16 protein-coding genes are annotated in these 26,481 nt (G+C 71.8%); 7 read left to right on the top strand and 9 right to left on the bottom strand.

Annotation, left to right across the window (positions count from 1 at the left end; all coding sequences use genetic code 11):
• Positions 1 to 50: 50 nt before the first annotated feature.
• The 6 genes from ABTW95_RS26135 to glf form a co-directional block, all read right to left on the bottom strand.
• Positions 51 to 4,187, bottom strand: coding sequence for a LamG domain-containing protein (locus tag ABTW95_RS26135; RefSeq protein WP_500227660.1), 4,137 nt, complete (start codon positions 4,185 to 4,187; stop codon positions 51 to 53).
• 422 nt (positions 4,188 to 4,609) lie between these two features.
• The gene (locus ABTW95_RS26130; protein WP_396445999.1) at positions 4,610 to 6,640 is read right to left on the bottom strand and encodes a hypothetical protein; all 2,031 of its coding nucleotides are present in this window, start codon (positions 6,638 to 6,640) and stop codon (positions 4,610 to 4,612) included.
• 264 nt (positions 6,641 to 6,904) lie between these two features.
• Entirely contained in the window at positions 6,905 to 7,705 is an 801-nt protein-coding gene (locus ABTW95_RS26125; RefSeq protein WP_500227659.1) for an ABC transporter ATP-binding protein, read from the bottom strand.
• Between the two features lie 4 nt (positions 7,706 to 7,709).
• Positions 7,710 to 8,585 (bottom strand): ABC transporter permease, encoded by an 876-nt coding sequence (locus tag ABTW95_RS26120; RefSeq protein ID WP_500227658.1) that lies wholly within the window; start codon positions 8,583 to 8,585, stop codon positions 7,710 to 7,712.
• A complete protein-coding gene (locus ABTW95_RS26115) occupies positions 8,582 to 10,573 on the bottom strand; it encodes a glycosyltransferase (RefSeq protein WP_500227657.1) in 1,992 nt (663 codons plus the stop codon). The genes ABTW95_RS26120 and ABTW95_RS26115 overlap by 4 nt, the downstream gene beginning before the upstream one ends.
• Entirely contained in the window at positions 10,570 to 11,748 is a 1,179-nt protein-coding gene (gene glf, locus ABTW95_RS26110) for a UDP-galactopyranose mutase (protein ID WP_500227656.1), read from the bottom strand. The genes ABTW95_RS26115 and glf overlap by 4 nt, the downstream gene beginning before the upstream one ends.
• A 138-nt stretch (positions 11,749 to 11,886) precedes the next feature.
• Here glf and ABTW95_RS26105 point away from each other — a divergent pair, with 138 nt between their 5' ends.
• Genes ABTW95_RS26105 through ABTW95_RS26095 form a run of 3 tightly spaced genes read left to right on the top strand, consistent with a single transcriptional unit; the run spans position 11,887 to position 15,373 of the window.
• Positions 11,887 to 13,236 carry a hypothetical protein gene (locus ABTW95_RS26105; RefSeq protein WP_500227655.1) on the top strand — a complete coding sequence of 450 codons (1,350 nt, stop codon included), beginning with the start codon at positions 11,887 to 11,889 and terminating at the stop codon, positions 13,234 to 13,236.
• Entirely contained in the window at positions 13,233 to 14,435 is a 1,203-nt protein-coding gene (locus ABTW95_RS26100) for a hypothetical protein (RefSeq protein ID WP_500227654.1), read from the top strand. Before ABTW95_RS26105 ends, ABTW95_RS26100 begins: the two co-directional genes overlap by 4 nt.
• Positions 14,432 to 15,373: a glycosyltransferase gene (locus tag ABTW95_RS26095; protein WP_500227653.1), complete on the top strand. Its 942-nt coding sequence runs from the start codon at positions 14,432 to 14,434 to the stop codon at positions 15,371 to 15,373. The genes ABTW95_RS26100 and ABTW95_RS26095 overlap by 4 nt, the downstream gene beginning before the upstream one ends.
• Here ABTW95_RS26095 and ABTW95_RS26090 read toward each other — a convergent pair.
• Positions 15,355 to 16,803, bottom strand: a complete 1,449-nt coding sequence (locus ABTW95_RS26090) for a family 43 glycosylhydrolase (RefSeq protein ID WP_500227652.1) — start codon at positions 16,801 to 16,803, stop codon at positions 15,355 to 15,357. The two genes, ABTW95_RS26095 and ABTW95_RS26090, sit on opposite strands and share 19 nt — an antisense overlap.
• 129 nt (positions 16,804 to 16,932) lie before the next feature.
• Between ABTW95_RS26090 and ABTW95_RS26085 the strand changes: the two genes are divergently transcribed.
• The 3 genes from ABTW95_RS26085 to ABTW95_RS26075 all read left to right on the top strand — a co-directional run bounded on the left by ABTW95_RS26085 (position 16,933) and on the right by ABTW95_RS26075 (position 22,783).
• Complete coding sequence (locus tag ABTW95_RS26085; RefSeq protein ID WP_500227651.1) at positions 16,933 to 18,432, top strand: sulfatase family protein; 1,500 nt, start codon at positions 16,933 to 16,935, stop codon at positions 18,430 to 18,432.
• Between the two features lie 15 nt (positions 18,433 to 18,447).
• On the top strand, positions 18,448 to 19,572 hold the full coding sequence (locus ABTW95_RS26080) for an alpha/beta hydrolase (protein WP_396445988.1): 1,125 nt from the start codon (positions 18,448 to 18,450) through the stop codon (positions 19,570 to 19,572).
• A 118-nt stretch (positions 19,573 to 19,690) separates the two neighbouring features.
• Positions 19,691 to 22,783 carry a WD40/YVTN/BNR-like repeat-containing protein gene (locus tag ABTW95_RS26075; protein ID WP_500227650.1) on the top strand — a complete coding sequence of 1,031 codons (3,093 nt, stop codon included), beginning with the start codon at positions 19,691 to 19,693 and terminating at the stop codon, positions 22,781 to 22,783.
• 45 nt (positions 22,784 to 22,828) lie between these two features.
• On the opposite strand, the gene ABTW95_RS26070 is transcribed toward ABTW95_RS26075, so the two are convergent.
• Positions 22,829 to 23,800 carry a glycosyltransferase gene (locus tag ABTW95_RS26070; protein WP_500227649.1) on the bottom strand — a complete coding sequence of 324 codons (972 nt, stop codon included), beginning with the start codon at positions 23,798 to 23,800 and terminating at the stop codon, positions 22,829 to 22,831.
• A gap of 161 nt (positions 23,801 to 23,961) precedes the next feature.
• On the bottom strand, positions 23,962 to 25,401 hold the full coding sequence (locus tag ABTW95_RS26065) for an LCP family protein (RefSeq protein WP_500227648.1): 1,440 nt from the start codon (positions 25,399 to 25,401) through the stop codon (positions 23,962 to 23,964).
• A gap of 115 nt (positions 25,402 to 25,516) precedes the next feature.
• On the opposite strand from ABTW95_RS26065, the gene ABTW95_RS26060 reads away from it, so the two are divergent.
• On the top strand, positions 25,517 to 26,455 hold the full coding sequence (locus ABTW95_RS26060; RefSeq protein WP_396445984.1) for a DUF6177 family protein: 939 nt from the start codon (positions 25,517 to 25,519) through the stop codon (positions 26,453 to 26,455).
• Positions 26,456 to 26,481 lie beyond the last annotated feature (26 nt).

The raw sequence follows: 26,481 nt of genomic DNA, 5'->3' as shown, positions 1-26,481 counted from the left end.
CGGTTTGGTCCGCTGCCCCACGCGCGTGGGGCAGCGGACCTGAGCGATTGCTAGGGGCCGTCCTCGGTGGGCAGTTCGATACCGCCGGCCAGCATCTGCACCTGTTCGGTGGTCAGCGCACCCTGGTAGGCCCACAGATCATCGACCGCATCGGACCAGTACTCGGTGCCGTTGCCGTCGGTCGCGCCGAACTTGGTGCGGCCCACCTGGAGACCGCCGTGGTCCTTCGCTTCGAAGGCCACGACTCCCTTTTCCTGCGACACGCCGTCGGCGGTCTGCTCCAGCTGCCCGTCGACGTACAGGCTGACCCGGTCGCGCAGCGCGTCGTAGACCACCGCCACATGCGACCAGTCCTGCGGGGTGAACCCGGAATGCGACGCCGTGAACGCCGGAGCGCCGGCGTCGTCGGAGTTGTGCATCACGACCTGCCAGCCGCCCTGCTCCTCCGGATCCTCGCCCGGCACGTAACGCAGCGCGAAGGCGTTCGTGGCGGCGCCCGGCTGGGAGAACACGGTGGCCGGCTGCGGCGGCCGCCCGGCGTTGCGGACCCAACCGGCGATCGTGAAGCTCTCGTCCGTCTCCACCACCGGGTCGGTGGTTTCGGCGAACGCCTTCTGCGCCGGATCCAGCTTCAACCCGGCGACCGACCCCCATTCCTTGAATCCCGCCGTGGGGTCGATGAACGCGCCGTTGTGCAGCACGAGCGCGGGCGCCGCACCGTTCTTGGTCTCACCTGAACCGTCCGTGTTCAAGAGCCACCGAGCCTTGAGGACGGGATGCTGGGTGACCATCGCCTCGGATTCCTGGTCACTCACGATCCGGTCGTAGACCCTGACGTCGTCGATCTGGCCCGCCCAGTGGTCGACCGGATTGCCGCCCCACTGACCACGTCCGATCTCCAGTCCGCCAGTGGCGAGCCAGCGTGAGGACACCTCTGCGCTGTCGGTGCCCCGCTCACCGTTGACGTAGATCCGCAGCCGTTTGGAGATGTCGTCGTACACGCCGACCAGGTGCGTCCACTCATCGGTTTGCGCGGGATCCTTGGAGGTGGCCTGGTACCAGCCCGGGTCATCGCTGTCCTCTGCCGTCCGGGCGAACACCCATCGGCCGGTCGCCTCGACGTACTTGAGGTAGAAGCCGCTCTTGGACGCACCGCGCACGGACACGGCGGTGAAGTTCCTCGTGGGGGACGTCGCCGTCCCGTCCGCTCTCACCCACGCGGACACCGCGAAACTGCGCAGGGTGTTGATCACAGGCCGTTCGGTCGCCGCATATTGCTGGGAGGTGTTGTCCAGCTGCAGTGCCGTATTCACCTGCCCCGGCGCTCCGAGGGCGGCTCCATTGTGGAGGGTCGCCTTCCATGGCGCGACCGGGCTGAACACCCCGGGGTTGCCCGCGGGTTCGTCCATGTTCCAGTCCGCCACCAGGCCCGCTCCCGTGGGGATTGTTCCCCCCGCAAGCTGCTGGGCCTGCGCGTCCGACAGGGCCTGGCTGAAGACCCGCACGTCATCGATCGAGCCAGGCCAGTGGTTCACGACGAAGCCGTTGTAGAGGCTCCGGCCGATCTGCAGCGTGCCGTGGGCCTCCAGCGGCGTGACCCCGTTCCTGGTCGCCCGGAGCTCGCCGTTCACGTAGAGCCGCGTCTGACCGGCGCTCTTGTCGTACACACCGATCAGGTGGCTCCACTGCCCGAGGGGCAGCGGCGCGTCGTCCGTCGCCGTCTGCCAGACGCCGCCGCCGTCGTTCGTATCGGTGGTCGGCCACTTGAGCACGGCGTGCCCGTCGGGCTCCATGCCCAGGTAGAAGCCGGCCTGGTAGGTGCCGAGCTGCGCCAGCAGGTCACCGATCTTCGTCTGGTCCGGCTTCGCCCACGCCGAGACCGTGAAGCTCTGCGTGGTGTCCACGATCGGAAGCGTGCTCTCGGCGTACCCGGCGGCGCCGTCCAGTGTCAGCGCGGTGCCGCTCTTGCCCTCTCCGCCCAGCGTCGCGCCCCCGTGCAGCCAGGCCGGCCGTCCCGGGCCGGTCGAGGTCGCCTCGGCCGACCCGGCGCCTTCGTCCATCGTGAACGCGGCCACGGGGTCGCTGCCGCCGTTGGCGAGGAACTCGTAGGAGACCGTGGAGCCGTTCTGGTTGGACGGGGCGAACGCCTGCACGGTCAGGACGTTGGGGCCCGAACGGGTCGGGGCGACCAGCACCTCCCGCGGCGCACCGTTCGTGGTGGTCACCGTCCGGGGCGGCTCGTCGTTCATCGTGATGACGTACCTGTCGGCGACGCCCTCGGAGTCGGAGATGGTGAAGGCGCCCGGCCGTCCGACGCCGCCGTGCCAGGCGTCATCGGCCGGATAGTCGGTCGACGTGATGGTCGCGTCCGCCGGGACCGCGGGGTTGTAGTAGAAGTAGCAGCCGGTCTGGGCACCGTCGTAGCTCCACGGGCCCCACTGCTCGCCGTCCCAGGCGCGCACACCCCAACCGATCTTGGTGTTCTGCGGGATGGTCGAGGGCAGCTTGATGGAGAATTTGCTGCCTGTGGTCTTGGCCGGGGTCAGCGAGGAGGTCCATTTGGGGCCCCAGTCCGACCCGTCGGCCTTGTTGGCCCAGTGCAGGGTGAACTGGCCCTGCACCTTGTTCTTGTCCTCGGCGTCGGGGTCCTTGAGGTAGGCGTAAACGGTGGAGATGTCGTTGACCGTCTTGGCCTGCCCCGACGGCAGGCACTTGGTGCCCGGGTCCGCGTACATGGTGTCGGTGTCGGGCTGCAGCGGCGGGTTGTTGTACTGCACCCGCAGATAGGCGTCATCGGCGAACCGCTTCCACCAGTCCATCGTGGACTCGCTGTAGGCCCTGAGCCCGAAGGTGATCGTGCTGTAGCCCTTGTTCACCGCGTCCTGCACATGCGACCGCAGCTTGGACCCGCCGAACTCCACCGGCGTCTTGGAGCAGTACGCCACATCGCGGGAGGTCAACTGATCCAGCCACACCGACGAGGAGTTGGTGTTGTTCCACGTCGCGTAGGACTGCAGCGCCGTGGTGCGCCACAACTGCACCGAGGTCGGGTTGTGGCAGTCATAGGCGCTGGTCTCGTACGCGGTGAACTCCACGTTCTGGATGTAGCGGCCCTTGATCGACGGCAGCGGCATCCTGAAGAACAGCCGCTTGGTCTGGTTCTTCACACAGTTGGGGTCCTTGGCCACCTCGCAGCGGCCCACTCCCTCGGTCGACTTGCCGTCGAACTTGTAGTACGACTCGCTCGGCCAGCCCGAGGACACCATTCCCCAACTGGTCGCCTTGCTGGTCGTCCATACCGGATCGATGTACACCGGGTACGTGGTGTCCGGCGCGGTCAGCAGTTCCTGGTCCGGGGTGAGCGTGAGGCTCCCCTTCTCGACCGCCACACCCAGCCGGGCCGTCTTGGCGCCCTCGGCCGGGCCACCGGCCGGATCGGTTTCCGGGGCCGCGGCACGCGCCTGGGTCTTGGTCGGCCGGGCCTGGGAGGAGTCCCACATGCGCGGGGCCGGCGCCTCGAAGACCCCCGCACCCGACCCCGCGTCAGACGCCGTCAGCACCCCGCCCTGCCCCTGCCGGACGGTGAGATCGGTGGTCGACAGCGCCAGCGCCAGCTTGGCCACCCGCGGGTCACGGGCGGCTTCGGCGGTCTTGACCACCAGGACGTGCGCGAACCCGTCCGCTCGCGCCCGCAACCGCAGATCCACATCCGGGCCGGCCACTCCCGCATACACGGCGGTGTCGCCGTCCAAGGTCGGCTCGGGTAGCGGCCGCGGCCAGGACAGCGCCAGCTTGTGACCGGCCCGGGTCATCTGCACCATCGGGCCGTCCCCGCCGGCGGAGAACCGCAGTCCCACCGTGGTGGCGGCCGGCACGATCGCGCCGCCGGAACGATGCAATGAGGTGTCGATATCGACCCACTTGCCGTCCTGGCGGGTGCGGATCGGCTGGATGTGCTGCTCGACCTCGATCCGGCCGTTGGGCAGCGCCCGCACCGTGCGGGTCTCCCCCCGCCGCGAGGTGATCTCCACCGGATCCCCGGACTCGCGCGCCGCGGCGACCGCCCGCCGCTCGGTCGCCGCCGCCTTCACGGCGGGCTTGGGCTCATCGGCGCGGGCGGTCGTTTGTGGTAAGGCCGCTACCGCCGGCACCTGCACCAATCCCGCGACCATTGCCAGCGCCGCCACCCGGGCCGTCCGCATCGGACGCCGACACGGCAGCCGACCGACGGCGGATGCACCACGACTTGCCGCACGACGCCCCATATGGACCCCAAAGGGATAAAGGGTTGTTAAAACGGCCTCAAGGTAACCCGCTGATCAACTTTGTTGAAGAGGGCAAGATCAAGCTTTTGGAGTGATCTAGATCACATCGAATCCGGTAAACCATTGCCGCCGATCCGGACGTCATCCTCTAATCACCGAACCCGCAAAGATCACCCTGGGCGACGCGGTGCCTCCCCAGCGACTTCTTCGAGCCGAATCGCCGCATCCTCTAATCGATCTGATCGGGCTTTTCAAGAGCCATTGGCGGCCGCAATTGCCCGTGTCTCCACGGCCAGATAAGTCGCCCTTGACCCGACGCGAAATCAGGTGTACGGGGGTGCTGGTCAGGGTGCGGAGGGCGGGTCGGCCTTGTGGCGGCCGTTGGGCTTCAGCGGCGGGACCAGGCGGACGGGGCGCGACGCGCCGCGCGGCAGCGCGTGGCGGGCGCGGCGCGGCGCCGGGACCTCCGGCGGGTCCGGCTCGGCGGGGGCCTCAGGGGCGTCCTCTTCCGGCTGGGCGTGCGGCTCCGGCTGTTCGCGAAGATGCTCCTCGAACTCCACCGAATGCGCGGTCGGCAGCGTGATGATGCCGGGGTTGGCGTCCACGAGCAGGGTGCGGCGGCCGGTGGCGCCGGAGTGGGTGAAGACCATCGCGGTCGGCGGGAGCTCCTGCAGCTGCGGCGGCTCGATGAGCAGTTCGCGGAACCGCTGCTTGTCGGTGCGGCGGTCGGCGACCGTCCGGCCCCACGCGGTCGCGGAGCTGATGCCCTCGACGAGGACGGAGTCGTCCGCGGCGGGGGCGGGCAGCGGCGACCAGACGGGGTCGGTGAGGCCGTCGCCGCGGGGGCGCGCGAACGCGACCGTGCTGGCGTAGGTCTCCCCGGCGACGTCGAACAGGGCCTCCCCCGCCGCGTCGGTGATCTCGGCGACGAGCAGCGGCTGCCCCGCGCCGATGTGCTCGGCGGCGACGCGGGCGTCCTCGGGGTTGCCGAGCCGCATGAACCCGACCGCGGCGTGGCCGCGGCGCCCGAGCCGCTCGCGCACGTGGTCGGGGATCGACCGGTACATCAGGACCAGGCCGGTTCCGGTCGCCTCGCAGGCGTCGATGAGGCGGTCGAGGACGTCCCCGCGCAGCTTCTCCGCGCCGCAGAGGAAGAGCGTGTGGTCCCAGCGCCCGCCGGGCGGGGCCTCGCGGATGCGGTGGGTCAGCGCCGTCGTCACGTAGGTGCCGAGGATGCGGTTGGTGAGGACGCCGGCGCGGCGGTCCATCGACACGACGTGCAGCCTGGACGGCGGCAGGCTGACCGGCTCCGTCGCGAGCTTCTCCAGCTTGCGGAGCTGCGCCTCCAGGGCCCAGGCGCGGCGGACGACGATCCGGTCGGTGGCGTCCCGTCCGAAGAGCGTGGCGATGCGTTCGAGCTGCGCGTCGTCGAGCAGGCCCTTGCGGAGGTCGTCGCGCGGGTCGCCGACCTGGGCGAGGACGCGCAGCGCCGCCGTGATCCGCGGGATCGTCGCCTCCGGCCCGAGCACCTCGATGAGCCGCTCCAGGATCGAGTTGTCGAACGACAGGTCCCGGGTGCCGCCCTCCTCCTCGCCCGCGCTGACGACGAGGGAGAGCACGTCCGCGAGAGCCTCGGGGTTCAGGCCGCGCGTGACGTCCAGCCGGGGCAGGTCGGCCGGGAGCACCCACACGAGCGGGTCGTCGCCCCGGTCGGCGGCCAGCCGCAGCAGGTCGTGCGCGACCGCGCCCTCGGACAGGTCGATGACGGTGAGCCGGGCGCCCACCGCGAGCCGGGCCGCCCCCATGGTGGTGACGGCCGCGGACCATCCCGCCAGCGTGCCGCCCACGACGTCCACCCGGTCGACTCCGGGCGGGACGGCGACCGGGTACCACTCGCGCTGGCTCTCGTACGCGGCCCGCCGGCGCTCCCAGTCGGCCCGCGCGTCGGCGTAGGCCCGTTCGGCGGCCTTGCGCTCCCGCTCGTGCGCGGCCCGGCGGCGCTCCGCCGCGTCGCGCTCCTGCGCGATCCTCGCCCGGACGCTCCGCTCGTCCCGCCACAGCCCGCCGCCCGTGATGCCGAGGATGAGCAGGAACGCGAGCAGCGCCACCCCGACGAACGCCCACGGGATGATCCCCAGCAGGCCGCAGAGCAGGAACAGGACGATGAACACGACGGTGCCGCCGACCACGATCCGCAGCGGCCGGCCGGCCATGTGCTCGGCGGGCCGCCGCGCCGGGGGCGGCAGCGGAGCCCGCTCGGGCTGCTCGGGCGGGGCCGGGGGCGGCCCCGGATCGGGGTGCACCTGCGCGTAGCGCCAGCCCACATGGACGCGGTCGGCCTGTGTGAGCCGCGCCATCGCGGACCCGCTCGCCATCTCCGTCACGTCGAGAGACCCCTGGGAGTCGCGGAATGTATGGAACGCCTCGGGGTTGCCGGGTTCTGTTTCCTACAATCGGTTACCTGCACGATCCAGGGTAAAGACCTTCTCGCCTCCCCGCGCCTCGTTCAACAGAACAGTCCCCCCAAAGACCGGCTACCGCCGACATTTCGGACACCGCGCCCACCTGCGACAAGATCAGGCGCCCGAGTCCCGCGCTCTGACCACACCCGGCCATGGCGATGGCGGCGGGCGGAGAGGTCAGCCCTTGCCGCCCGCCTGCACGGCGGCGCGGCGGCGGGCCTGGCGGTCCTGGCGCCATAGCCTGCCGGCCTCCGCAGGATCCCCGTCGAACACCACCCTGCCCTGGCGCAGGGTCACACCGCGGTCGCACAGCCGGGTGAGCATCTCGATGTCGTGCGCCACGATCACCATCGTGCGGCCTTCGCCGCGCAGTTCCCGGATGCGCTTGAGGCACTTCTCCCGGAACGGCGGGTCGCCCACCGCCAGCGCCTCGTCGACGAGGAACACGTCCGGCTCCGTGTGCGCCGCGATCGAGAACGCCAGGCGCATGAACATGCCGGAGGAGTAGAACCGCACCTGGTTGTCCAGGAACCGCTCGACACCGGAGAACTCCACGATCGCGTCGAACTTCCGCTTGATCTCCGCTTCGGACATGCCGAGGATCGCCGCGTTCAGATAGACGTTCTCGCGCCCGGTCAGGTCGGGATGCAGCCCGGCGCCGACATCGATCAGCCCGGCGATCCGGCCGCGCACGGCGACCGTGCCCTCGTCCGGGCGCATCACCCCGGAGATCAGTTTGAGCAGAGTGCTCTTGCCCGACCCGTTCAGGCCCATCAGCGCGACCGTCTCGCCCTGGTAGATCGTCAGGTTCACGTCGTCCAGCGCGTTGAACGTCTCCGACAGGGACTGCCGCCGGACAGCGCGGATCGTCATCTCACGGATCGACCTGGCGTGCCGGAGGGTGAACCGCTTGCTGACCGAGTCGATGACGATCGACTCGGGCGCCGCGGGAGGCTCGGGCGACGGGGGAATGGCCATGCCGCTACAACTCCTGGGCGAATCGCCGCTGGACGCGCGCGAACACGAGGCTGCCCGCGAGGAACACGAGCCCGGCGACCGCGAGGGCGATCGCGGCGCGGCCGTACAGGTCCGAGGGGAAGGTGAAGTCGCCGTGCGTCCCAGGGAACCAGAACGCCCGCTGGAACAGGCTCACCGCCGACACGAGCGGATTCGCCAGGTACAGGTCCAGCACCCAGGACGGCGCCTCATCGCGAACGTGCCACCACGGGTAGATCATCGGCACCGACCAGGTGATGACGATCATCATGATGTCCACGACCTGCTCCAGGTCGCGGAAGAAGACGTTGATCCCGGCGAACAGCAGCCCGATCCCGAGCCCGAGGACAACGATGATCGCGAACCCGAGCAGCGCCGCGGCCAGTCCCCCCGGCGACGGACGCCACCCGTACGTCAGCGCACCCGCCAGCATGATCCCGAAGCCGGGCAGGAAGTGCACCAGCGAGACCAGCAGCGACGCGACCGGGAACAGCTCGCGCGGCAGGAACACCTTCTTGATCAGCGGGCCGTTGCCGGTGACCGAGCGGGTGCACGAGTGGATGGTCTCGGTGAACAGGTTCACCAGCACCATGCCGGTGAACAGGTAGATCGGGAAGTGCTCGACGTGGCGGTCCATCCCGAGGAAGACGCCGACCACGAAGAAGTAGACGGAGAAGTGCACGGCCGGGCGCACATAGGACCAGCCGAGGCCGAGCAGGGAGCCCTTGTAGCGGGCCTTCAGCTCCCGCCGGACGAGCAGCCGCAGCAGGTAGCGGTCCTTGAGCACGCGCCGCAGCCCGCCGTCGGCGCCCGGTGGGACGAGCGGCGGCAACTCGCGGACCGGGACCGTGCGTTCGCTCATTCGCCCGCCGACCCCGCGGCGTCGAACGTCTTCCGCCATGCCTCCGGCGACGCCAGTTCGTCCGCCGCCGCCCGGTAGCGGACGGCGAGCGCGTCCCACTCGCGGGTGAGCCTGGCGTGCAGCAGGCCGCTGCGCTTGAGGATGGACCGGAAGCGCTTCGGGTCCCGCTGGTACCAGGTCACCTTCGTGCCGTCCGCGGACGAGACGAGTGCGCTGTCGAACTTCGACAGCATCCCCCAGTGCTGGTCGAGGTGCGGAATGGCCGCCTGCGGGTTGCGCAGGGCCTCTTCGCTGACGGGGCCGAGGTGCCGGACGGCACTGCTCAGCGCGGTCTTGATGATCTTCGACCGGCCGTTGGGGACCCCGGGGTTGCGACCGCGCTTCGGCGGCCGGGCGCGCCGCACCTCCGGGAACTCCTCGATGCGCTCGGCGGCTCGCGCATCCGCGAATTCCGCCCGAATCCGGCGGACCTCCTTCACCTTGGTGACCATGCCCGCATGCAGGTGCTCCGGTCCCGACAGCACGTCCCGCACCGCCATGATCATGAGTTCCGCGGTGGAGTACTGCATCGCGAGCGCGTGCTTCACCGAGATGATGAAGCTCTCCTTGAGCAGGTTGCCGCCGCGCTCGTACGGCGAGTGCAGCAGCGCCGTCACCAGCCGGTTGCGCCAGTGGAAGTACGCCTGCCAGTCGATGCCGTCGTCCTTGTCCTGCCACGGGACGTGCCAGGCCGCCACGCCCGGCAGCGAGACGGTGGGGAAGCCGGCGGCCCGCGCGCGGATCCCGTACTCCGCGTCGTCCCACTTGATGAACATCGGCATGGACAGCCCGATCTTGCCGATGGTCTCCACCGGGATCAGACACATCCACCAGCCGTTGTAGTCGGAGTCGACGCGCCGGTGCAGCCAGGGCGTGTCACGCAGCGCATTGCCCTTCTCCGCGAAGTCGTGCTCCGGCCAGGTGTGCGCGGCCGGGCCCCACCACCAGCGGTACCGCTCGATCGTCTCGGCGAACGCGTGCAGCTGGGACCGGGCGAACAGGTTGAACATGTGCCCGCCGACGATCGTCGGCGTCTTGGCGTGATCGGCGAACGCGACCGCGCGCAGGATGCCCTCGCTCTCGGTCACCACGTCGTCGTCGAGCAGCAGCACGTAGTCGCTGCGCCCGGCCCGGACCGTCTCGTCCATGGCCCGGGCGAAGCCGCCCGAGCCGCCGAGGTTCCCCTGGTCGATGACCCGGAGCCGGCCGCCCAGCGCGGCCTCGGCCGCCGCGAAGTCCGGATGGTCCTCGATCCGGTCGGTGCCCTGGTCGACCACGAAGACCTCGTCGATGACGTCGAGCACCTCGGGCGCCCGACCGAGCGCGACGAGCTGGTCCACGCAGAAGACGGGACGGTTGAAGGTCGTGATGCCGATGCTCGCGGTGCCCTGCCGCGGCGCCTGCTCGGCGGCGGCGCACCACTCCGCCCGCTCCAGCACCGCGCTGCGCTCCCCCGCCAGGACGTCGAACCAGTACCAGCCGCCGTCGAGGAAGGGCTTCAGCGACAGGTCGAAGCAGCGGTCCTCCCCCGTGTCGGAGTCCACCGTCAGGGACGCGACTCGGTGCACGTGCCCCTTGGCGCTGGAGCGGTAGACGACGACGGTCGCATGGCCACGGAGCCGGACCCGCAGGACGGCCTCCTCCACGTGGGTCCAGCGCCGCCAATACCCGGCGGGGAAGGCGTTGAAGTACGTCGCGAACGACACACGGCCGCCGACCGGGACCACGACGGTGCGCCGGCCTGCCTCATCGACCCGGCCGCCCGCCTCGGGGAACCCGGGTGCGGCCCGCACCGCGGTCTCCGCCGCGAGGGCCTCCGCGCCGCGGACCATGCGGCCGTCGATGTACAGCGGCAGTACGTCCAGGTCCCGGCTGACCGGCAGCACGACCCGCTGCAGGGTGCGCAGCGGGACGTCCGCCCGCGGACCGGAGGGGTTGGTCCTCGTCACTCGTCCACTCCTCCGCTGACCAGGCGGGCGCCGCCGGTGAAATGCGGCCGCAACCGGTTGTCGACCATGCTGAGCGCGGAACCGATCGCCATGTGCATGTCGAGGTACTTGTAGGTGCCGAGCCTGCCGCCGAACAGGACACCGCTCTCGCGCCGGGCGAGGCTCCGGTAGCGCAGCAGCATGGCACGATCGTCCGGCGTGCCGACGGGGTAGTACGGCTCGTCGCCGCGCGCGGCCGTCCGGGAGTACTCCCGCATGATCACGGTCTTGTCGCGGGGGTACCAGTCCCGTTCCGGGTGGAAGTGCCGGAACTCGTGGATCCTGGTGTACGGGACGTCCTCGTCGGCGTAGTTCATGACGGGCGTGCCTTGGAAGTCGCCGGTCGGCCGGACCTCCATCTCGAAGTCGAGGGTCCGCCAGCCGAGTTCACCTTCGCGGTAGCCGAAGTAGCGGTCGAGCGGGCCGGTGTAGACGACGGGGACCCGCCCGACGAGGTCGTCCCGCCGGTCGAAGAAGTCGGTGCCGAGCCGTACCTCGATGTTCGGATGGTCGGCCATGCGTTCCAGCCACGCCGTGTAGCCGTCGACAGGAAGGCCTTCGTACGTGTCGTTGAAGTACCGGTTGTCGAAGGTGTACCGCACCGGCAGCCGGGTGATGATCTCCGGGGGGAGGTCCTTCGGGTCGGTCTGCCATTGCTTCGCGGTGTATCCCCGTACGAACGCCTCGTACAGCGGGCGCCCGATGAGCGAGATCGCCTTCTCCTCCAGGTTGCGCGGGCCGCCGTCCGCCGATCCCTCCTCCGCCTGCCGGGCGATGAGGGCTCGGGCCTCGTCCGGGGACATCGCGCGGCCGAAGTATTCGCAGATCGTGCCGAGGTTGATGGGCATCGGGTAGACCCGGCCCTTGAACGTCGAGAAGACCCGGTGCTGGTAGGGCGTGAAGGCCGTGAACCTGTTGGCGTACTCCCACACCCGCTCGTTGGAGGTGTGGAACAGGTGCGCACCGTAGCGGTGGACTTCGATCCCGGTCTCCGGCTCCGGCTCGCTGTAGGCGTTGCCTCCGATGTGGTCGCGGCGTTCGAGCACGAGCACCCGCAGACCCAGTTCGGCCGCGCACCGTTCGGCGACGGTGAGGCCGAAGAACCCGGCACCCACGACGACAAGATCGATCTTCACTGGACGGCGTCCATCTCCATGCGGGGTGACCGGGAGCCACGGAGCCCTGGGCCCCGTATCGATATGCGCCTTTCGGGCGGATACCCGGCTAAGATACCGGCTGATCGATCGGCAGCGCCCAGGATCCCGAGGAACACAGTGGCGGCACCACCTACCGGCACGCCCGGGCCCGGCGGACGTCCGGTCGTATACCTGCACATCGGCGCGGCCAAGAGCGGCACGACGTTTCTACAGAATGTGCTGTGGCACAACCGCGACCGGTTGCGGGAGCATGGGGTGCTGTATCCCGGTCGCGACGACGCTGCGCACGTCAGGGCCGCGTTCGACCTCCGCGAGACGTTCTTCCGCGGCGCGTCGGACCCGCTCGTCCCCGGCGCCTGGCCGGATCTGGTCGCGCAGGCTCGTGCCTGGCCCGGCACGACGCTCATCTCGCAGGAGCTGTTCGCCCCCGCGCTGCGCCGGCATGTGGCGCGCGCACTCGACGACCTCGGCTTCGCCGATGTCCATCTGATCTTCACTGTCCGCGATCTCGCCCGGCAGATCCCCGCGCACTGGCAGGAGGACGTCAAGAACCGGTTCACGACCTCGTTCTCCGACTTCACCGCGGCACTGCGCCGCAAGGACCGCAACTCCGTCAAGGTCGCGCGGCTTTTCTGGGGGCTCCAGGACCCCATCGACGTCCTCGGACGTTGGGGCGAGCATCTGCCGGCGGAGAACGTCCACCTCGTGACGCTGCCTCGGCCTGGCGCCCCGCGCGACCTGCTGTGGAAACGGTTCTGCCATGTGGTCGGCGTGCCCCCGGAGAGCTTCGACCTGGGGGCGCCGTTCGCGAACCCGTCGCTGGGGCTGCCGGAGGCACAGCTCCTGCGCCGGCTCAACGCCTCGCTCGACCAGGCGACCTCCGACTGGCACTTCTACAACGACGAGGTCAAGCATCATCTGGCCCAGGACGTCCTCGGCGGCCGGACAGACTCCCCCCGCATCCGGCTGCCGGCCGAGGACCGCGTGTGGGCCGCCGAGCAGGCGGCGGAGACGATCCGCGCGCTCCGCGAAGCCGGCTACGACGTCACCGGCGACCTGGAGGAGCTGCGCCCGTCGCCCAGCGCGGACGGCGGGCGGCATCCCGACGACCCCGACTGGGCGGGCATCGCCGACGCCGGCGGCGACGTGGTCGAGGCGCTGCTGCGGCGGATCGCCGACTCAGAAGCGGAACTGGCTCGCCTGCCCGCGGGCGTCGGGACGCGGAAGGCGGACCAGATCGAGCTCCTCCGCGCGGACATCACGCACCTGCAGAACCGGATCGACCGGTTGCACGCGGGTACCGCCCCGCTCGTCAGACGGGCCGCCCGGGCGCTGAGCGAGCGTCATCCCGCAGCCGCCCGCCTGCGGGAGGCGTACTGGCGGCTCCAATCCGCCTCTCCGCGGGACGGCGCGCCCGGACCGCGGGACACCGCGCCGACCGCCGCTGAAGAGACGAAGACGAGGTGACCGACCGGATGGACGAGACCCGGCCCGCGAAGGCCGTGTACCTGCACGTCGGCGCGCCGACCGCGGGCGGCGCCTTCCTGCAGAAGGCGCTGTGGGCGAACCGGCGGCGCCTCGCCGGACAGGGGGTTTGCTACCCCGTCACCGGGCCGCTGGAGCAATTCGGCGCGGTGATGGACCTGCGCGAGATGACGTGGGGCGGCCATCGGGATCCCGCTTGGGAGGGCGCCTACGACCGGGTGGCGGCGCGGGTCCGTGACTGGCACGGGTCCACCGCCGTGCTGTCTCAGGAGCTTCTCGGCGGAGCCGACGAGCAGCAGATCGAACGGGCCGTCACCGCGTTCGGGGGCGCCGAGGTGCACGTGGTGTTCGCAACCCGCGACCTCGGTACACAGCTGGTCCTGGACTGGCAGGAACAGATCCGGCACACCCACACCGTCCCCTTCGAGCAGTTCGTCGCCGACCTCGTCGAACACGGCATCGACGCCGCCGAGCCGTTCGGGCAGATGTTCTGGGGCCTGCACGACCCGGTCCGGGTACTGAGCGCGTGGGAGACCGCCGTGCCCCGCGATCGCATCCACGTGATCACGCTTCCGCGGTCCGGGGACGCCCCCGAACTGCTGTGGCGCCGCTTCTGCGACCTGACCGGCATCGACACCGGGCGGTGCGCCACGGCGGGGATCCCCGACGACCGGCCGCTGTCGGTGGTCGAGGCCGAGTTGCTGCGGCGGCTGAACGACCGGCTCGGCCCGGCGCTCGGCGGCGCCTACGAGGACATCGTCCGCGGCCATCTCGTCGGGCGGGCGCTCGGCGCGGGCGCCGAACTCGTCGGCCGGACGGCCATGGCCCTGCCGCACGAGCACGCCGCCTGGGCGTCCCGGCGCGCGGCCGAGGTCGCGGACGGCATTCGGGCGGCGGGCTACCAGGTGCACGGCGACCTGGCCGAACTGGCCCCCGCGCCGCCTGACGAGCAGGCGGTCATGCCCGGGAGGCTGCCCGAGCGGGACGTGGCCACGGCGCTGGTCGCCGTCATCGCCGACCTGCTGACCCAGCTCGCCGACGTGCGCGAACGGGTGGGCCTCGCGCAGCTGCACGCCGACCTCGCCGGCGTGCAGGACGGCCTCGACCGGCTCATGGAGGCCGCGGCCGCGCCGAACCAGGCGCTGCGGCGCGCCGCCAGGCGCGCCGGCATGGGCCGGTGAGCCCGGTCGTCGCCGCGGTCGTCGTCACGTTCCGGCGGCGGGCGCTGCTGACCGAGGCGCTGCAGGCGCTGCGAGCACAGAGCCGAGGCCCGGACCGGGTCGTCGTCGTGGACAACGCCTCCGGCGACGGCACGCCGGAGCTGGTCCGCGCCCGGTTCCCCGAGGCCGAACTGCTGGAGCTCCCCGCCAACACGGGCGGCGCCGGCGGGTTCGCGGCGGGCATCGCGCACGCGCTCGACGGCAGCGCCGACCTGCTCTGGCTGCTGGACGACGACACCGTCCCCGAGCCGGGCGCCCTGGCGGCGCTGCTCACCGCCATGGAGCCGGGCGGGGGCACTGAGGCACCGGTTCTGGCCGCCAGCCGCGTCGTCTGGACGGACGGCCGCGACCATCCGATGAACACCCCGCGCCGCAAACCGCGGGCGTCCTCCGCCGAGCTGGCCCGCGCGGAGGCGGTGAACGGCTACCCGATCCGGTCCGCCTCCTTCGTGTCGGTGCTCGTGGACGCGGACCGGGTGCGGGCGCGAGGGCTGCCCATCGCGGATTACTTCCTGTGGAATGACGACTTCGAGTTCACCATGCGGATCCTGCGCGGCCGGTTCGGGCTGCTGTGCCGTGACAGCCTCGTCGTCCACAAGACCGCGACGTTCGGTTCGACGGACGCCGACCCCGGCCCGCGCTTCTACTACGAGGTGCGCAACAAGGTGTGGCTCTTCACCCGGAGTCGCGCCCTGTCCCCCGCCGAACGCCTCCTCTACGGCGGTTCCACTCTGCGGCGCTGGGTCCGCACCTTCACCGGGTCCCAGGACCGCGGGACGTTGCTCCGCTGCCTGGCACGCGGGCTCGGTGACGGCCTGCGCAAGCGGCCCCGTCCCACGGGCGAGGTGCTCCGCAGTCTCGGCGACCGGCACGGGCGGGGTCAGACGACCTCGATGTAGTCAAGTCGGCCCGCTCCCGCGACCTGGCGGACAGCGAAGCTGTTGCGGCCCGCGACAAGGTCCACCTCCACCTCGGCCGTCGCCCACTCATCCGGCCCGGTCGCATGCAGCTCCACCGGCACGGCGGCGCGCCCGTTCACCGTCAGCCGCTGCGCGGCCGCCCGCCCGGACCGGTTCGCGTACCGGATCCGCACGGTGTACCGGCCGGTCTCGGGCGCGACGACGTCCAGGGCGACCTGGCAGCCGTCCTGCCCGAGCGGCGTGAGGGCCCTCCCCCCGGAGGCGCCCGGGATGCCTACAGCGCCGGCGCAGCCGCCGAGGCGCGCGTTCTCGGCCTCATAGCGGACGGGGACACCGCGCAGGACGGGACGGGAGCCTTCCCAGCCGAGGCTCGCGACGTACATTCCCCGGGTCACCTTCGAGCCGCCATGGAACTCGAGGATCCCGTGGAAGACCAGATGGTCGCCGGCGGCATCCGTGACGACGCTCGCACCGCCCGGCCCTTTTACCTTCCCGCCGTAGGCGCCGGTGGACTGCACCGGCGCCGGCGCCTTCACGTACGGGCCGTTCAGCGACGACGCCACCGCGTACCTGGTCTGGTAGTTGGTCTGGAAGTACCACCCGGCGGAGTACATCAGGACGTACTTGCCGCCCCGGTACAGCAGGGCGGGCGACTCCACCAGGACTGGGTCGTCCGCGCCCCTGCCGATGAGCTTGCGGGGCGGCCCGGCCAGGTACAAGCCGTCCGGGCTCAGCCTCACCAGGTAGATCGCCGCCTTGCTGCGAGCGTCGGTCTTGTAGAGCAGGTAGCGGGCACCGTCGCGATCGATGAAGGACGACGCGTCGATGGCACCGCCGAGTTCCGCCGGGCACACCAGCGGGCCGCCCTCCAGGGGGACGAAGGGTCCGGCCGGTGACGTCGACGTCGCGACGCCGATGCACTGGAGCTCTCGATTCTTCACCCGCGCGGAGAAGTACAGCAGGTAGCGGCCGTTGCCGGACCGGGGAGGCACCACCTCGGGCGCCCATGTCCGACCGGCGGCGGCCCACGCCGGCAGTTGCGCGAACCCGTCACCGGGCAGCCGCTCCCAGGGACCGGTGACCGTGGGCGCGATCTCGACCGGCATGTTGACACCGGCGTTGGTGCCGTAGGCGTAGTAGGAGTCCCCGGCCTTGATGACGGCGGGGTCGGCGAAGGAGCGGCGGATCACCGGCTCGACCGGGGAGTAGCCCGGCGCGGTCACCGGGGTCGCCGCTCCCGCCGGAGTCGGCGTCACCGGGCCGCCGGACTGGCCCGCACCGCCGGCCGAACCCGCCGCCCGCAGCCCGGGGACCAGGCTGACGGCGAGCATGATCAGTAGCGCGATGCAGCCCGTGATCGCCGCACCCGCGGCCAGCGGAACCACCGGACCGGTCGGTCGAAAGCTCACGGTCCTCCTCCCGGGACATCCCGCATGATGCCAATAGTCGGCAGCCGCCGCGAACCACCAGGGTCGCGGCAAGCCGGGCGTACACCTCGGTACGCTGCAACCCGGCGTATCTGATCAAGGAGAGGCGGAGTGGTCCGAAACCGGCGGCATCGACCGCCCTTCCCCCTTCTCCTCGCCGCTCTCGCCGCGGTGCTGCTCGGCGCCTGTTCCGGGGGTACGGGCAAAGACCGCGGCGACGGGACGCCCGCGAAGAAGAAGCCGAACATCGTGTTCGTGCTCACCGACGACCTGTCGTGGGACCTGATCCCCTACATGCCACAGGTGCGGCGCATGCAGGCGGAGGGGGTGACCTTCCAGAACTTCCTCATGGCCGACTCCCTCTGCTGCACGTCCCGGGCGACGATCTTCACGGGCATGTATCCGCACAACACCAAGGTGCGCACCAACTTCCCGCCGGACGGCGGCTACGAGGTCTTCCGGCGCAACGGCGGCGAGCAGGCGACGTTCGCGCTCGCCCTGCGGAACGCCGGCTACCGCACCGCCATGCTCGGCAAGTACATGAACGGGTACAAGCCCCGGGACGGGAACGGCCGCACGCGCAACACGCCGCCGGGCTGGAGCGAGTGGTACGTCGCCGGGAACGGCTACCCGGAGTTCGGCTACGAGTTGAACGAGAACGGTCGCCCCGTCCGGTACGGGCACCGACCGCGGGACTACATGACCGACGTCCTCGCCGACAAGGGCACCGACTTCATCCAGCGCGCCGGCGGCTCCGGGCAGCCGTTCCTCCTGGAGATCGCGACCTTCGCGCCGCACGGGCCGTTCGTCCCCGCACCCCGGCACGCCAAGGTCTTCCCGGACGTGAAGGCGCCCCGGCCGGCGTCGTTCAATGAGGCCGACGTCAGCGACAAGCCGTCCTGGCTCCGGACGCATCGCAAACTGGGGCGCTACTGGCTCGACCGCATCGACGACTCCTTCCGCGACCGGGTCCGGATGGTGCAGTCGGTGGACGAGATGATCGGCCGGATCCGGTCCGCGCTGAAGACTCTCGGCCTGGACAGGGACACCTACGTGGTGTTCGGCTCCGACAACGGCTTCCACCTGGGCGAGCACCGGCTCGCCGGCGGCAAGATGACCCCGTACACCAGCGACATCCGCGTCCCGTTCGTCTTCACCGGGCCCGGGATCCGCGCGGGCGGGCGCGTGGACGCCATCACGCAGAACACCGACCTGGCCCCCACCTTCCTCGACCTGGCCCGGCTCCGGGTCCCCGGCACCGCCGACGGTCGGTCACTCGTCCCGTTCCTGCGCGGCACCGCTCCGCGGGACTGGCGTGAGATGGCGCTGATCGAGCACGTCAAGCCGCCGTTCTCCGCCGCGGACCCCGACCGCCAGGACTCCCTGCCGGGCTCGCCGGCGACGTACAACGCGCTGCGCACCGCCGACGTGTTGTACGTCGAGTACGCCGACGGCGAGCTGGAGTACTACGACCTCACGCGAGACCCGGACCATCTCGACAACCTGGCCGCGACGATGCCGGCCGAGCTGCGGCGGCGACTGTCCGCACTGCTGTACTCCCTGACCCACTGCTCGGGCGTGAGCTGCGCGTCCGCGGGCCGGAGCCGGTAGCGGGAGGGACGGCACATGCAGCTCACCAGCCCGGCGTTCGTCGGTCTCGTCTGCCTCTTGGCGGCCGCGGCCCTGGCGGGCACGCTGTGGGCGCTGCCCAAGGTGGGCGGCACCGGCCCGCGGCCCCTCGGCTTGCGGGCGGCGCTCCTCCTCGGCTGCCAGCTCGTCATCACGCTGGCCCTCCTCACCGGGATGAACGCCTACTTCGTCTTCTACAACAGCTGGAACGACCTCCTCGGCAGGCTCGGCAGTCCCGTCGGCGTGCGGAGCGCGCAACCGGGCAAGGGCGCGGCGGCGAATCGGGCGCTCACCACAAAGGTCTCGCCGCTTTCCGCGGGGCAGGGGCTTCGCACCCCGAGCCGCGACGGCCGACTCGACGAAACGACGATCCCGGGCCTGCGGACGGGCCTGCGAGCGCCTGCGTTCGTGTACCTGCCGCCGCAGTACTTCCAGCAGCGGTACGCGAACCGCCGCTTCCCGGTGGTGCTCGTCCTCGCCGGGTATCCGGGGGACCCCCGCGGCATCATCGAACGCCAGCAGATGGTGAAGTCGGCGGCCCGGGACATGCGCGCGGGGAAGATCCAGCCGACGATCTACGTGATCACTCGCACGATGGTCGCCCCTCCGCGCGACACCGAGTGCACCGACGTGCCCGGCGGGCCCCAGGCCGAGACGTACTTCGCGCAGGACGTCCCGGCGGCGCTGGAAGCGACCTACCGGCTGACACCCGACGAGCATGGCTGGGGCGTGATGGGACAGTCCGCCGGGGGCTACTGCGCGGTCAAGCTCGCCATGCTGCATTCCGACCGGTTCGCGGCGGGCGCCTCGCTCGGCGGCCACTTGCACGCGCTCAAGGACGCGACCACCGGGGACCTGTACGCGAACAACCGGAAGGTGCGCGAGCAGAACAACCTGCTGTGGCGGCTGCAGCACCTTCCGCCGCCGCCCACCTCGGTGCTCCTCGCGTCCAGCAAGGTGGAGCGGGGATACCAGCAGGCGCAGCGCTTCGTCCGGCTCGCGAAACCGCCGCTGCGCGTGGACACGCTGTTCCCCGACGAGGGCGGGCACAACTTCGGGACGTTCCGCCGGCTCACCCCGGAGATGATGCGCTGGATGGACGGGCAGCTCAGCGCACGCTAGCGGCTTGCGTCCTGTTTGCGCCGCTATCATCGCTGGCATCGCGTTGACGAGCGGGCGGACGGCCTGCGGCGAGCCGGGCGCACGACATGACTTCGACCCTCATGCTGGGAGAGCGGGTGTGACTGGAACCGGAAAGCCGGATGACGACCAGGCGGGTGAGCGTCCCGCCCCCGAGCGGCCGGACCAGGCACCGCCCCCGCCCCAGTGGCTGAACAGCGACGCGCGGGCATCCGGCCCCGTCCCGCTCCTCCCCGAGGACGAGCCGGAGCCGCAGGTGCCCGAGTCCGACGACGCGCACCGGACCGCGGTCATGGGCGCCACGCCCCCCGCCGACACCGAGGAGCCGAAGGCGGAGGCGGCGCGGCCCGCCCCTCCACCCGCCCAGGCCGCGCCGCCGGCGAGCACTCCACCGGCGGCCGCTCCGGTCACGTCCACCGACATCCCCGCGCCTCCGCCGTTCCCGTACGCGCAGGAGATCCCGGGTCGGCCCGCCGCTCCACCGGCCCAGAACCTGCCCGCGCCGCCGGCTCCGCCCGCACCCGCGCAGAGTCCCTCGGCGCCCGAGCCGTTCCCCTACGCCCAGGAGATCCCGGGACAGCCCGCCGCTCCACCGGCTCAGAACCCGCCTGCGCCGGCTCCACCCGCGCAAAGCTCCCCGGCGGCCGAGCCGTTCCCCTACGCGCAGGAGATCCCCTCCTCACCCGCGCTCCCCGCACCCCGTGCGCCGGAGCCGTTCCCCTACGCACAGCAGGTCCCGGACAGGCCCGCCGCCCCACCGTCCGCCGAGCCGTTCCCGCACGCGCAGCAGGTCCCAGGGCGGCCGGGGCCGGAGGCAGCCGGCCCGGCGCTGCCACCGCCGTTGATCGATGAACCCTGGCGGACGCCGCAGACCAGCGCCAACAGGCCCCGAAGAAGCGTCAAGAAGCCGCTGCTCATCGGCATCGCCGGGCTGGCCGCCGCCGCGCTCGTCGCGGCGGGCGGGTTCTTCCTGCTGACCGGCGGCGGTGACGGCGCCGCCGGCACCGCCGGCGGCGAGGTCGAGCTGGCGGGCGCGCTGTTCGGCGCGAACTCGGCCGGGACCACCGACGGCCGCGACCAGCGCCTCACCGCCGTGGCCGCGGCCGGCTCCACCGTGGTCGCGGCCGGCGGCGAGTCCGACGCCTCGGGGTCGCGCGGACAGTTCCTCGTCTCCACCGACGGTGGCCGCACCTTCTCGTCCGGCAGGGTGACCGGTCCCGGCGGCGGGGAGCCGCCGCCGAACGAGGTACCCCGGACGGTGGCCGGCTCCGCCAAGGGCTGGGTCGCGCTCGGCGGCCCCGACGGCAACGCCGTACTGTGGACGAGCCGGGACGGCCGGACCTGGGAGCGGCTCCCCGCCGGCGCCGCGCAGCCCTTCGGCAAGGGCACCCGCGTGAAAGAGGTCCATGCCGCGCCGGACGGCTTCATCGCCATCGGATCCACCTCGCGCAAGGGCGACTTCAGCGACGCCGAACCCGCGGTCTGGACCTCCGCGGACGGCCGGACCTGGCAGATCAGGTCGGGTGGCAGGCTCGACCTCCCGGTGCGGAAGGGCGAGGTGACGCTGGTCACCGCCGCCGCTTCGGGCGGCGTCCTGCTGTTGGAGGGCGTGCACCGCCCGGACCCGAAGAAGCCCGCGCGCTCCCGGAAGGTGTGGCGCTCCGAGGACGGCGGCGGTACCTGGACCGAGTCGATCATCCCGGTGCCCAAGGGCGGCAGCCGAGGCATGATGATCGGCGGCGGCGCGAACGGCTTCCTCGCGGTCCGCGAGGTCAAGGGCGGCGGCCAGTTCTTCTCCTCGACCGACGGCAAGAAGTGGACGAAGGTCGCCAAGCTAGACGTCTCCGGCTACAAACGGGTCGAGGCGGTGCTGAGCGACGACCAGGGCTTCGCGGCCATCGTCGTCCGCGGGCGGGACAGGCTCGTCTCACGGAGCGCGGACGGCCGCTCCTGGAAGGACGCGGGGACCGTCCCGCTACAGCGCGGCACGACCGTGCGCGGCGCGGCGCTCGCCGGCGGGCAGAGCATCATGGTCGGCACGCAGGACGGCGACGGCGACACCGACGCCCTGCTGGCCGTGCACGATGGCAGCGGCGGAGACGTCCCCATCGACCTGTCCAAGGTGGCCGGCGCGGTCCGGCCCGATCTGGCGGTCACCTCGCTGGCGGCGAGCGACGGCAAGGCGGTGGCGGTCGGCAGCGCGAACGGCGAGGCGGCCGCCTGGACCTCGGCGGACGGCAGGACATGGAACCGCGCCCAAGGCACTGGCGCCGCCCTGTCCCGGCCCGGCCCGCAGCGGCTGCTCAGCGTCACCAGCGGCCCCCAGGGCTGGCTCGCCGTCGGGTTCGACCAGGCCAAGCCGCGCCGGCCGCTCGTGGTGACGTCCGCCGACGGGACGAGCTGGCAGGCCGCCGACGAGTCGGAGGTGTTCAAGGCCGGCGAGCACGAGCTCGTTACCTACAGCGCGGCGTCGGGCCCCGCCGGGTACGTCATCGTGGGCGATGACGGTCTGTCCGCGGCCACCTGGTTCTCCCCGGACCTGAAGAACTGGACGCGCGGGACGGGCGTCGGCGGCAGCGGGTTGAAGGCGCTCCCGAACTCCAACCGGTGGCTGCGGTCCGTGGCGGGCGGGCAGTTCGGCTTCGCTGCGGCCGGGGGCCTGCGCGACCCCGCCGCCCCCAGGCAGTCGAGTTACCGGCCCGCCGTGTGGACCTCGTCCGACGGCGAGCAGTGGACGCTCAAGCAGCTTCCCCTGCCTCCCGGGGTCCAGGAGGGTGTGCTGACACAGATCAGCGCGAAGGGCGGCACGCTCGTGGCGACCGGCAACGCCCGGAAGGCGGCGGGCCGGATCGCGATCGGATACCTGTCGGGCGACGGCGGCCGCACCTGGAAGCCGGTCGATCTCCCGTCCCCGGAGGGCACGAAGAACCTTGAAGTGCTCAGCCTGACCGCGACCCCCGACGGGTTCGCGGCGGCCGGGACGAGCGGCTCGCCCGGGGCCGGCGACGTCGTGTCCTGGACGTCCGCGGACGGGGCGTCCTGGAAGGGTGCGCTGCTCGACGCCAAGGGGCTCTCCGGCGCGGGCGACCAGCAGATCACCGGCCTGGCCGCCTTCAAGAACACCGTGCTGGGCGTGGGGAGAACTTCCGGCCAGTCCGGCGAGCAGCCCGTCCTATGGAGCAGGCCCGGCTGATCGCGGCGCCGGGGACGCCGCATCGGCCTTTGGCGGCATCGGCCTCTAGCTGCCAGGTGACGTCGGCGGCTCGGGCTGCGGCGTGAGAGACGAGGGCGTCTGGTCGGGGCGGCGGGCGTGGCGGGGGATGTAGGAGAGGGCGCCTGCCGGGGCGGTGCCGCCGGCGCGGTCGCGGGAGCGGTTGCGGCGGGCGCCGTAGGGGGCGACGACGGCGCGGTAGAACGGTTTGCGGATCATCGTGGGGACGAGGCGGTAGCCGCCGCGGACCATGACGTTGCGCCAGTACTGCGGCTGGGAGATGAAGCCCTCGCGGAGCATCTCGCGCTGCAGGCGCAGCTCGGAGCGGAGCAGCTCGCGGCCGCCGCGGCGCTCGTAGGCGCCCTCGCCGACGCGGTAGTAGACGAGGGGCTCGGCGACGTTCACCATCCGGGCGCCGTTCGCGATCATGCGGACGAACAGCCAGTAGTCCTCCATGAGGGGCAGGTCGCCGTAGCCGCCCGCGGCGGCGACGGCGCTGCGCCGGTAGACGACCGTGGGGTGGTTGAACGGGTCGTGGAGGCGCGAGTAGCGGGCGATGTCGGCGGGGTCGCTCGGCGGGATGCGGCGGCCGACGACGTCGGTGATGTCGGTGCCGAACTCCAGCAGGCCGGCGCCGACGAGGTCGGCGCCGGCGCGGACGAGCGGGACCTGGGTCTGGAAGCGGTGCGGCATGGCGACGTCGTCGGCGTCCATGCGGGCGACGATGTCGTGCCGGGACGCGTGCAGGCCGGCGTCGAGGGCGGGGCCGAGGCCGCGGTTCCGCTCCAGGCGGACGAGCTCGACCTCGACGGGGCTGCCGGCGACGAGGTCGCGCAGGCAGTCCAGCAGCGCGGGCGGGAGGGGGCCGTCCTGGACGAGGACCACCTGGTCGGGGCGCAGGGTCTGCAACTGGACGGCGCTGCGGAACGCGTCGCGCACATGGTCCGCCTGGTCGCCGCCGTAAACGGTCATCAACAGGGTGAAGGGCTCGGGCTGCATGCGTCCGTTCCAGGGGGAGCGTAGGCGGCCTGCGGAGCCCTGCGCGGGGGGCGGCTCGTCGGGCCGAGGTCGGGGGGATACATCTAGGCCGTCCTACTGAGGACGCTTTGAGGCGGTTGACGGTTGGCGCGGGTCAAGATACCGGTGTCGTGGGGGCCGCATCAGGTCTGGGCGCAGATGTCACGGTCGGCCCGGATCTCGCCGGCCAGTTTGGGCATGGTCGGTTTCACCCTCCGCAGCCGGGCGCCGTCCGCGCCGATGACGAGGTACACGTGACCGGGCTTGGCGGACCGCCAGGGCCGCGGCGGATGCCCCGGCACCGCGACCGCCAGGCGCGCGGCCTGCCGTTCGGCGCCCGCGCCGTACAGGATCGCGGTGCGGTCGTACTTCTTCTTGCTCGTGCCGACCTTGACGACCTGGAAGCCCCGCTCGCCGAGCTGCTCGGCGGTGCGCCCGGCGAGGCCCTCCATGGTGGAGGCGTTGTAGACGCCGACCCTCACCTGTTCGGGCGGGACGGGCTTCACCTTGTTCTGCGCGGGCACGGGGGCGGGCGCCGGCTCTGGGAGCTTGTCGTCCTCCCGGACGGCCTTGAACAGCGGCTCGGCGAGGGCCCGGTCGAACTGGACGCGGTACTTGTCCTGCGGGTACGGCTGCACCGGGACGGTGACGAAGCGGACCTTGCCGGCGCTCATCCCGCGCAGGGACGCGGCGAGCTTCTGCATCACCGACAGCGTGAGCCTGTCGTCGGCCTTGATGGACTTGGTCGCGGCGGAGAGGAAGGCGTAGGTGCGTCCCGGGTCGGTGAGCATCCCCTTGTCGGTCGCCTTCTTGACGACCGAGGCCATGAACGCCTGCTGCCGCTTGATGCGCCCCAGGTCGGAGCCGTCGCCGAGGACGTACCGGGTGCGGACGTAGCCGAGCGCCTGGTCGCCGCGGACGGTCTGCCTGCCGGCGCGCAGGTGCAGCTCGGCCTTGGGGTCGTCGATGCGCTTCGGCACGCAGATCTCGACGCCGCCGAGCGCGTCCACGACCCGTTTGAAGCCGGCGAAGTCGACCTCGACGTAGTGGTCGATGTGGATCTTGGTGAGCCACTCGATGGTGTGCCAGGTGCAGGCCGGGCCGCCGTTGGAGAACGCCGCGTTGATCATCCCGAACTGGGCCGGGACGGTCGTGCCGTTCTTCCGCTTGCACGCCGGCATCTGCACCATCGAGTCGCGCGGGAAGCTGATACCGATGGCGCTCTCCCCGCCGGGGGAGATGTGCAGCAGGATCGTGGTGTCGGAGCGCTGCCCGGCCTCGGCGCCGTATCGGGCGTTCTCGCCGGCGCGGCTGTCGGACCCTATCAGCAGGATGTTCAGCGAGCTGTTGAGCTTGGGCGGGCGGTTCTGGCCGAGCCTGCCGTCGACGTCCTCGCGGTCGATCTGGCCGTCCAGCCGCCGCCAGAACCCGTAGGCGGTGAGGCAGCCCGCGACCAGCGCGACCGACAGGACGACCGACACGACACCGAGCACGCGCCACAGACGCCCCCGCACCGGCGGCTCCGGTGGCGGCGGGGCGTTGTCCGCGTAATAGACGCCGGAGGACGCACCAGTTCGCTGCATCCGTAACATTTCAGCACAGATTCGACACAGGCCACGCGGACCCCGGGAATCTCCCCGGCCCCCTCCCCGGCGCCCGGCCGCGGGGCCCTCCCCGGTGACTAGACTCCCGGACGAGATGAGCACCGTAGACGCGCTGACCGACCAAGCGATGGTCGTCCTCCAGGACCGGCCGGTCGTGCCGCTGAGCGCCTGGCTGAACAGGGCCCTCGGCGACTGCACCGACACCGGACGCACCCTGCAGCTCGTCACGCCGCTGGAGTCCCGGCTGACGCTGCCGCTGCGCACCGCCGCGGCCGGCGACTCCCTGCAGTGGATCGTGCGCAACGGCGACGGCTACTACGAGGGCCTGACCGGGCGGCCGATGAAGTGGGGCGGGCGGACGTTCGTCCCCGTCCCGGAGGCCCGCGACTACGCGCCCGGGTTCACCACCCGCCCGACCGCGCCGATCGGCTCGCAGCTCACCCTCGTCTACCGGATCAGGCACGGCGCGGACGGCGACCCCGCCGGGCCGGTCGAGCGCCTCCTGCAGCTGCTCACCGGCAAGTACCCGGCCGGGCTCGGCCCCGCCGAACCGCTGGAGCACCCGTGGCGCCGCGACCGGCTCACCGAGTACGCGCGCGGGCGGCCCACCGGGCGGCTCGTCGTCGGCGGGGACGGGCCGCGCCCCGCCCAGGCCATCTGCGACTATGCGGCGGGCGAGGGCGGCGCCGTCGCCGAGACCACCACCGTCACGGTCGGCTACGCGCCCGAGGACCCGCCGCCCCTGCAGCACCTGCCGACGCTCGTCGGCGCGTTCGCCGCCGACCAGCCGATCGCGTCGCTGTTCGTGCAGCTCACCCCCGGCCGCGCCGACCTCACCACCGAGCCGCGCTGGACCGGCGCCCCCGCCCCGGTCGCGCTGGCCGTCGCGGGCACCGTGACCGGCCCGCCGGGCGTCCCCGGCCAGCAGGTCGGGCCGCCGCGCGCCCCGCTGACGTTCTTCCCGCTCGGCGACGGCCGCTCCCCGGACGGCTGGCAGCGGCACAGCATGCTCATGCAGCACCTCCAGTCGTGACCCGGCCGGTCGTGACCCGGCGGGCG

This window comes from Spirillospora sp. NPDC127506, assembly GCF_040302145.1.
In the GTDB taxonomy this organism is placed as follows: domain Bacteria; phylum Actinomycetota; class Actinomycetes; order Streptosporangiales; family Streptosporangiaceae; genus Spirillospora.
This window is presented reverse-complemented; position numbering and strand designations above follow the sequence as displayed.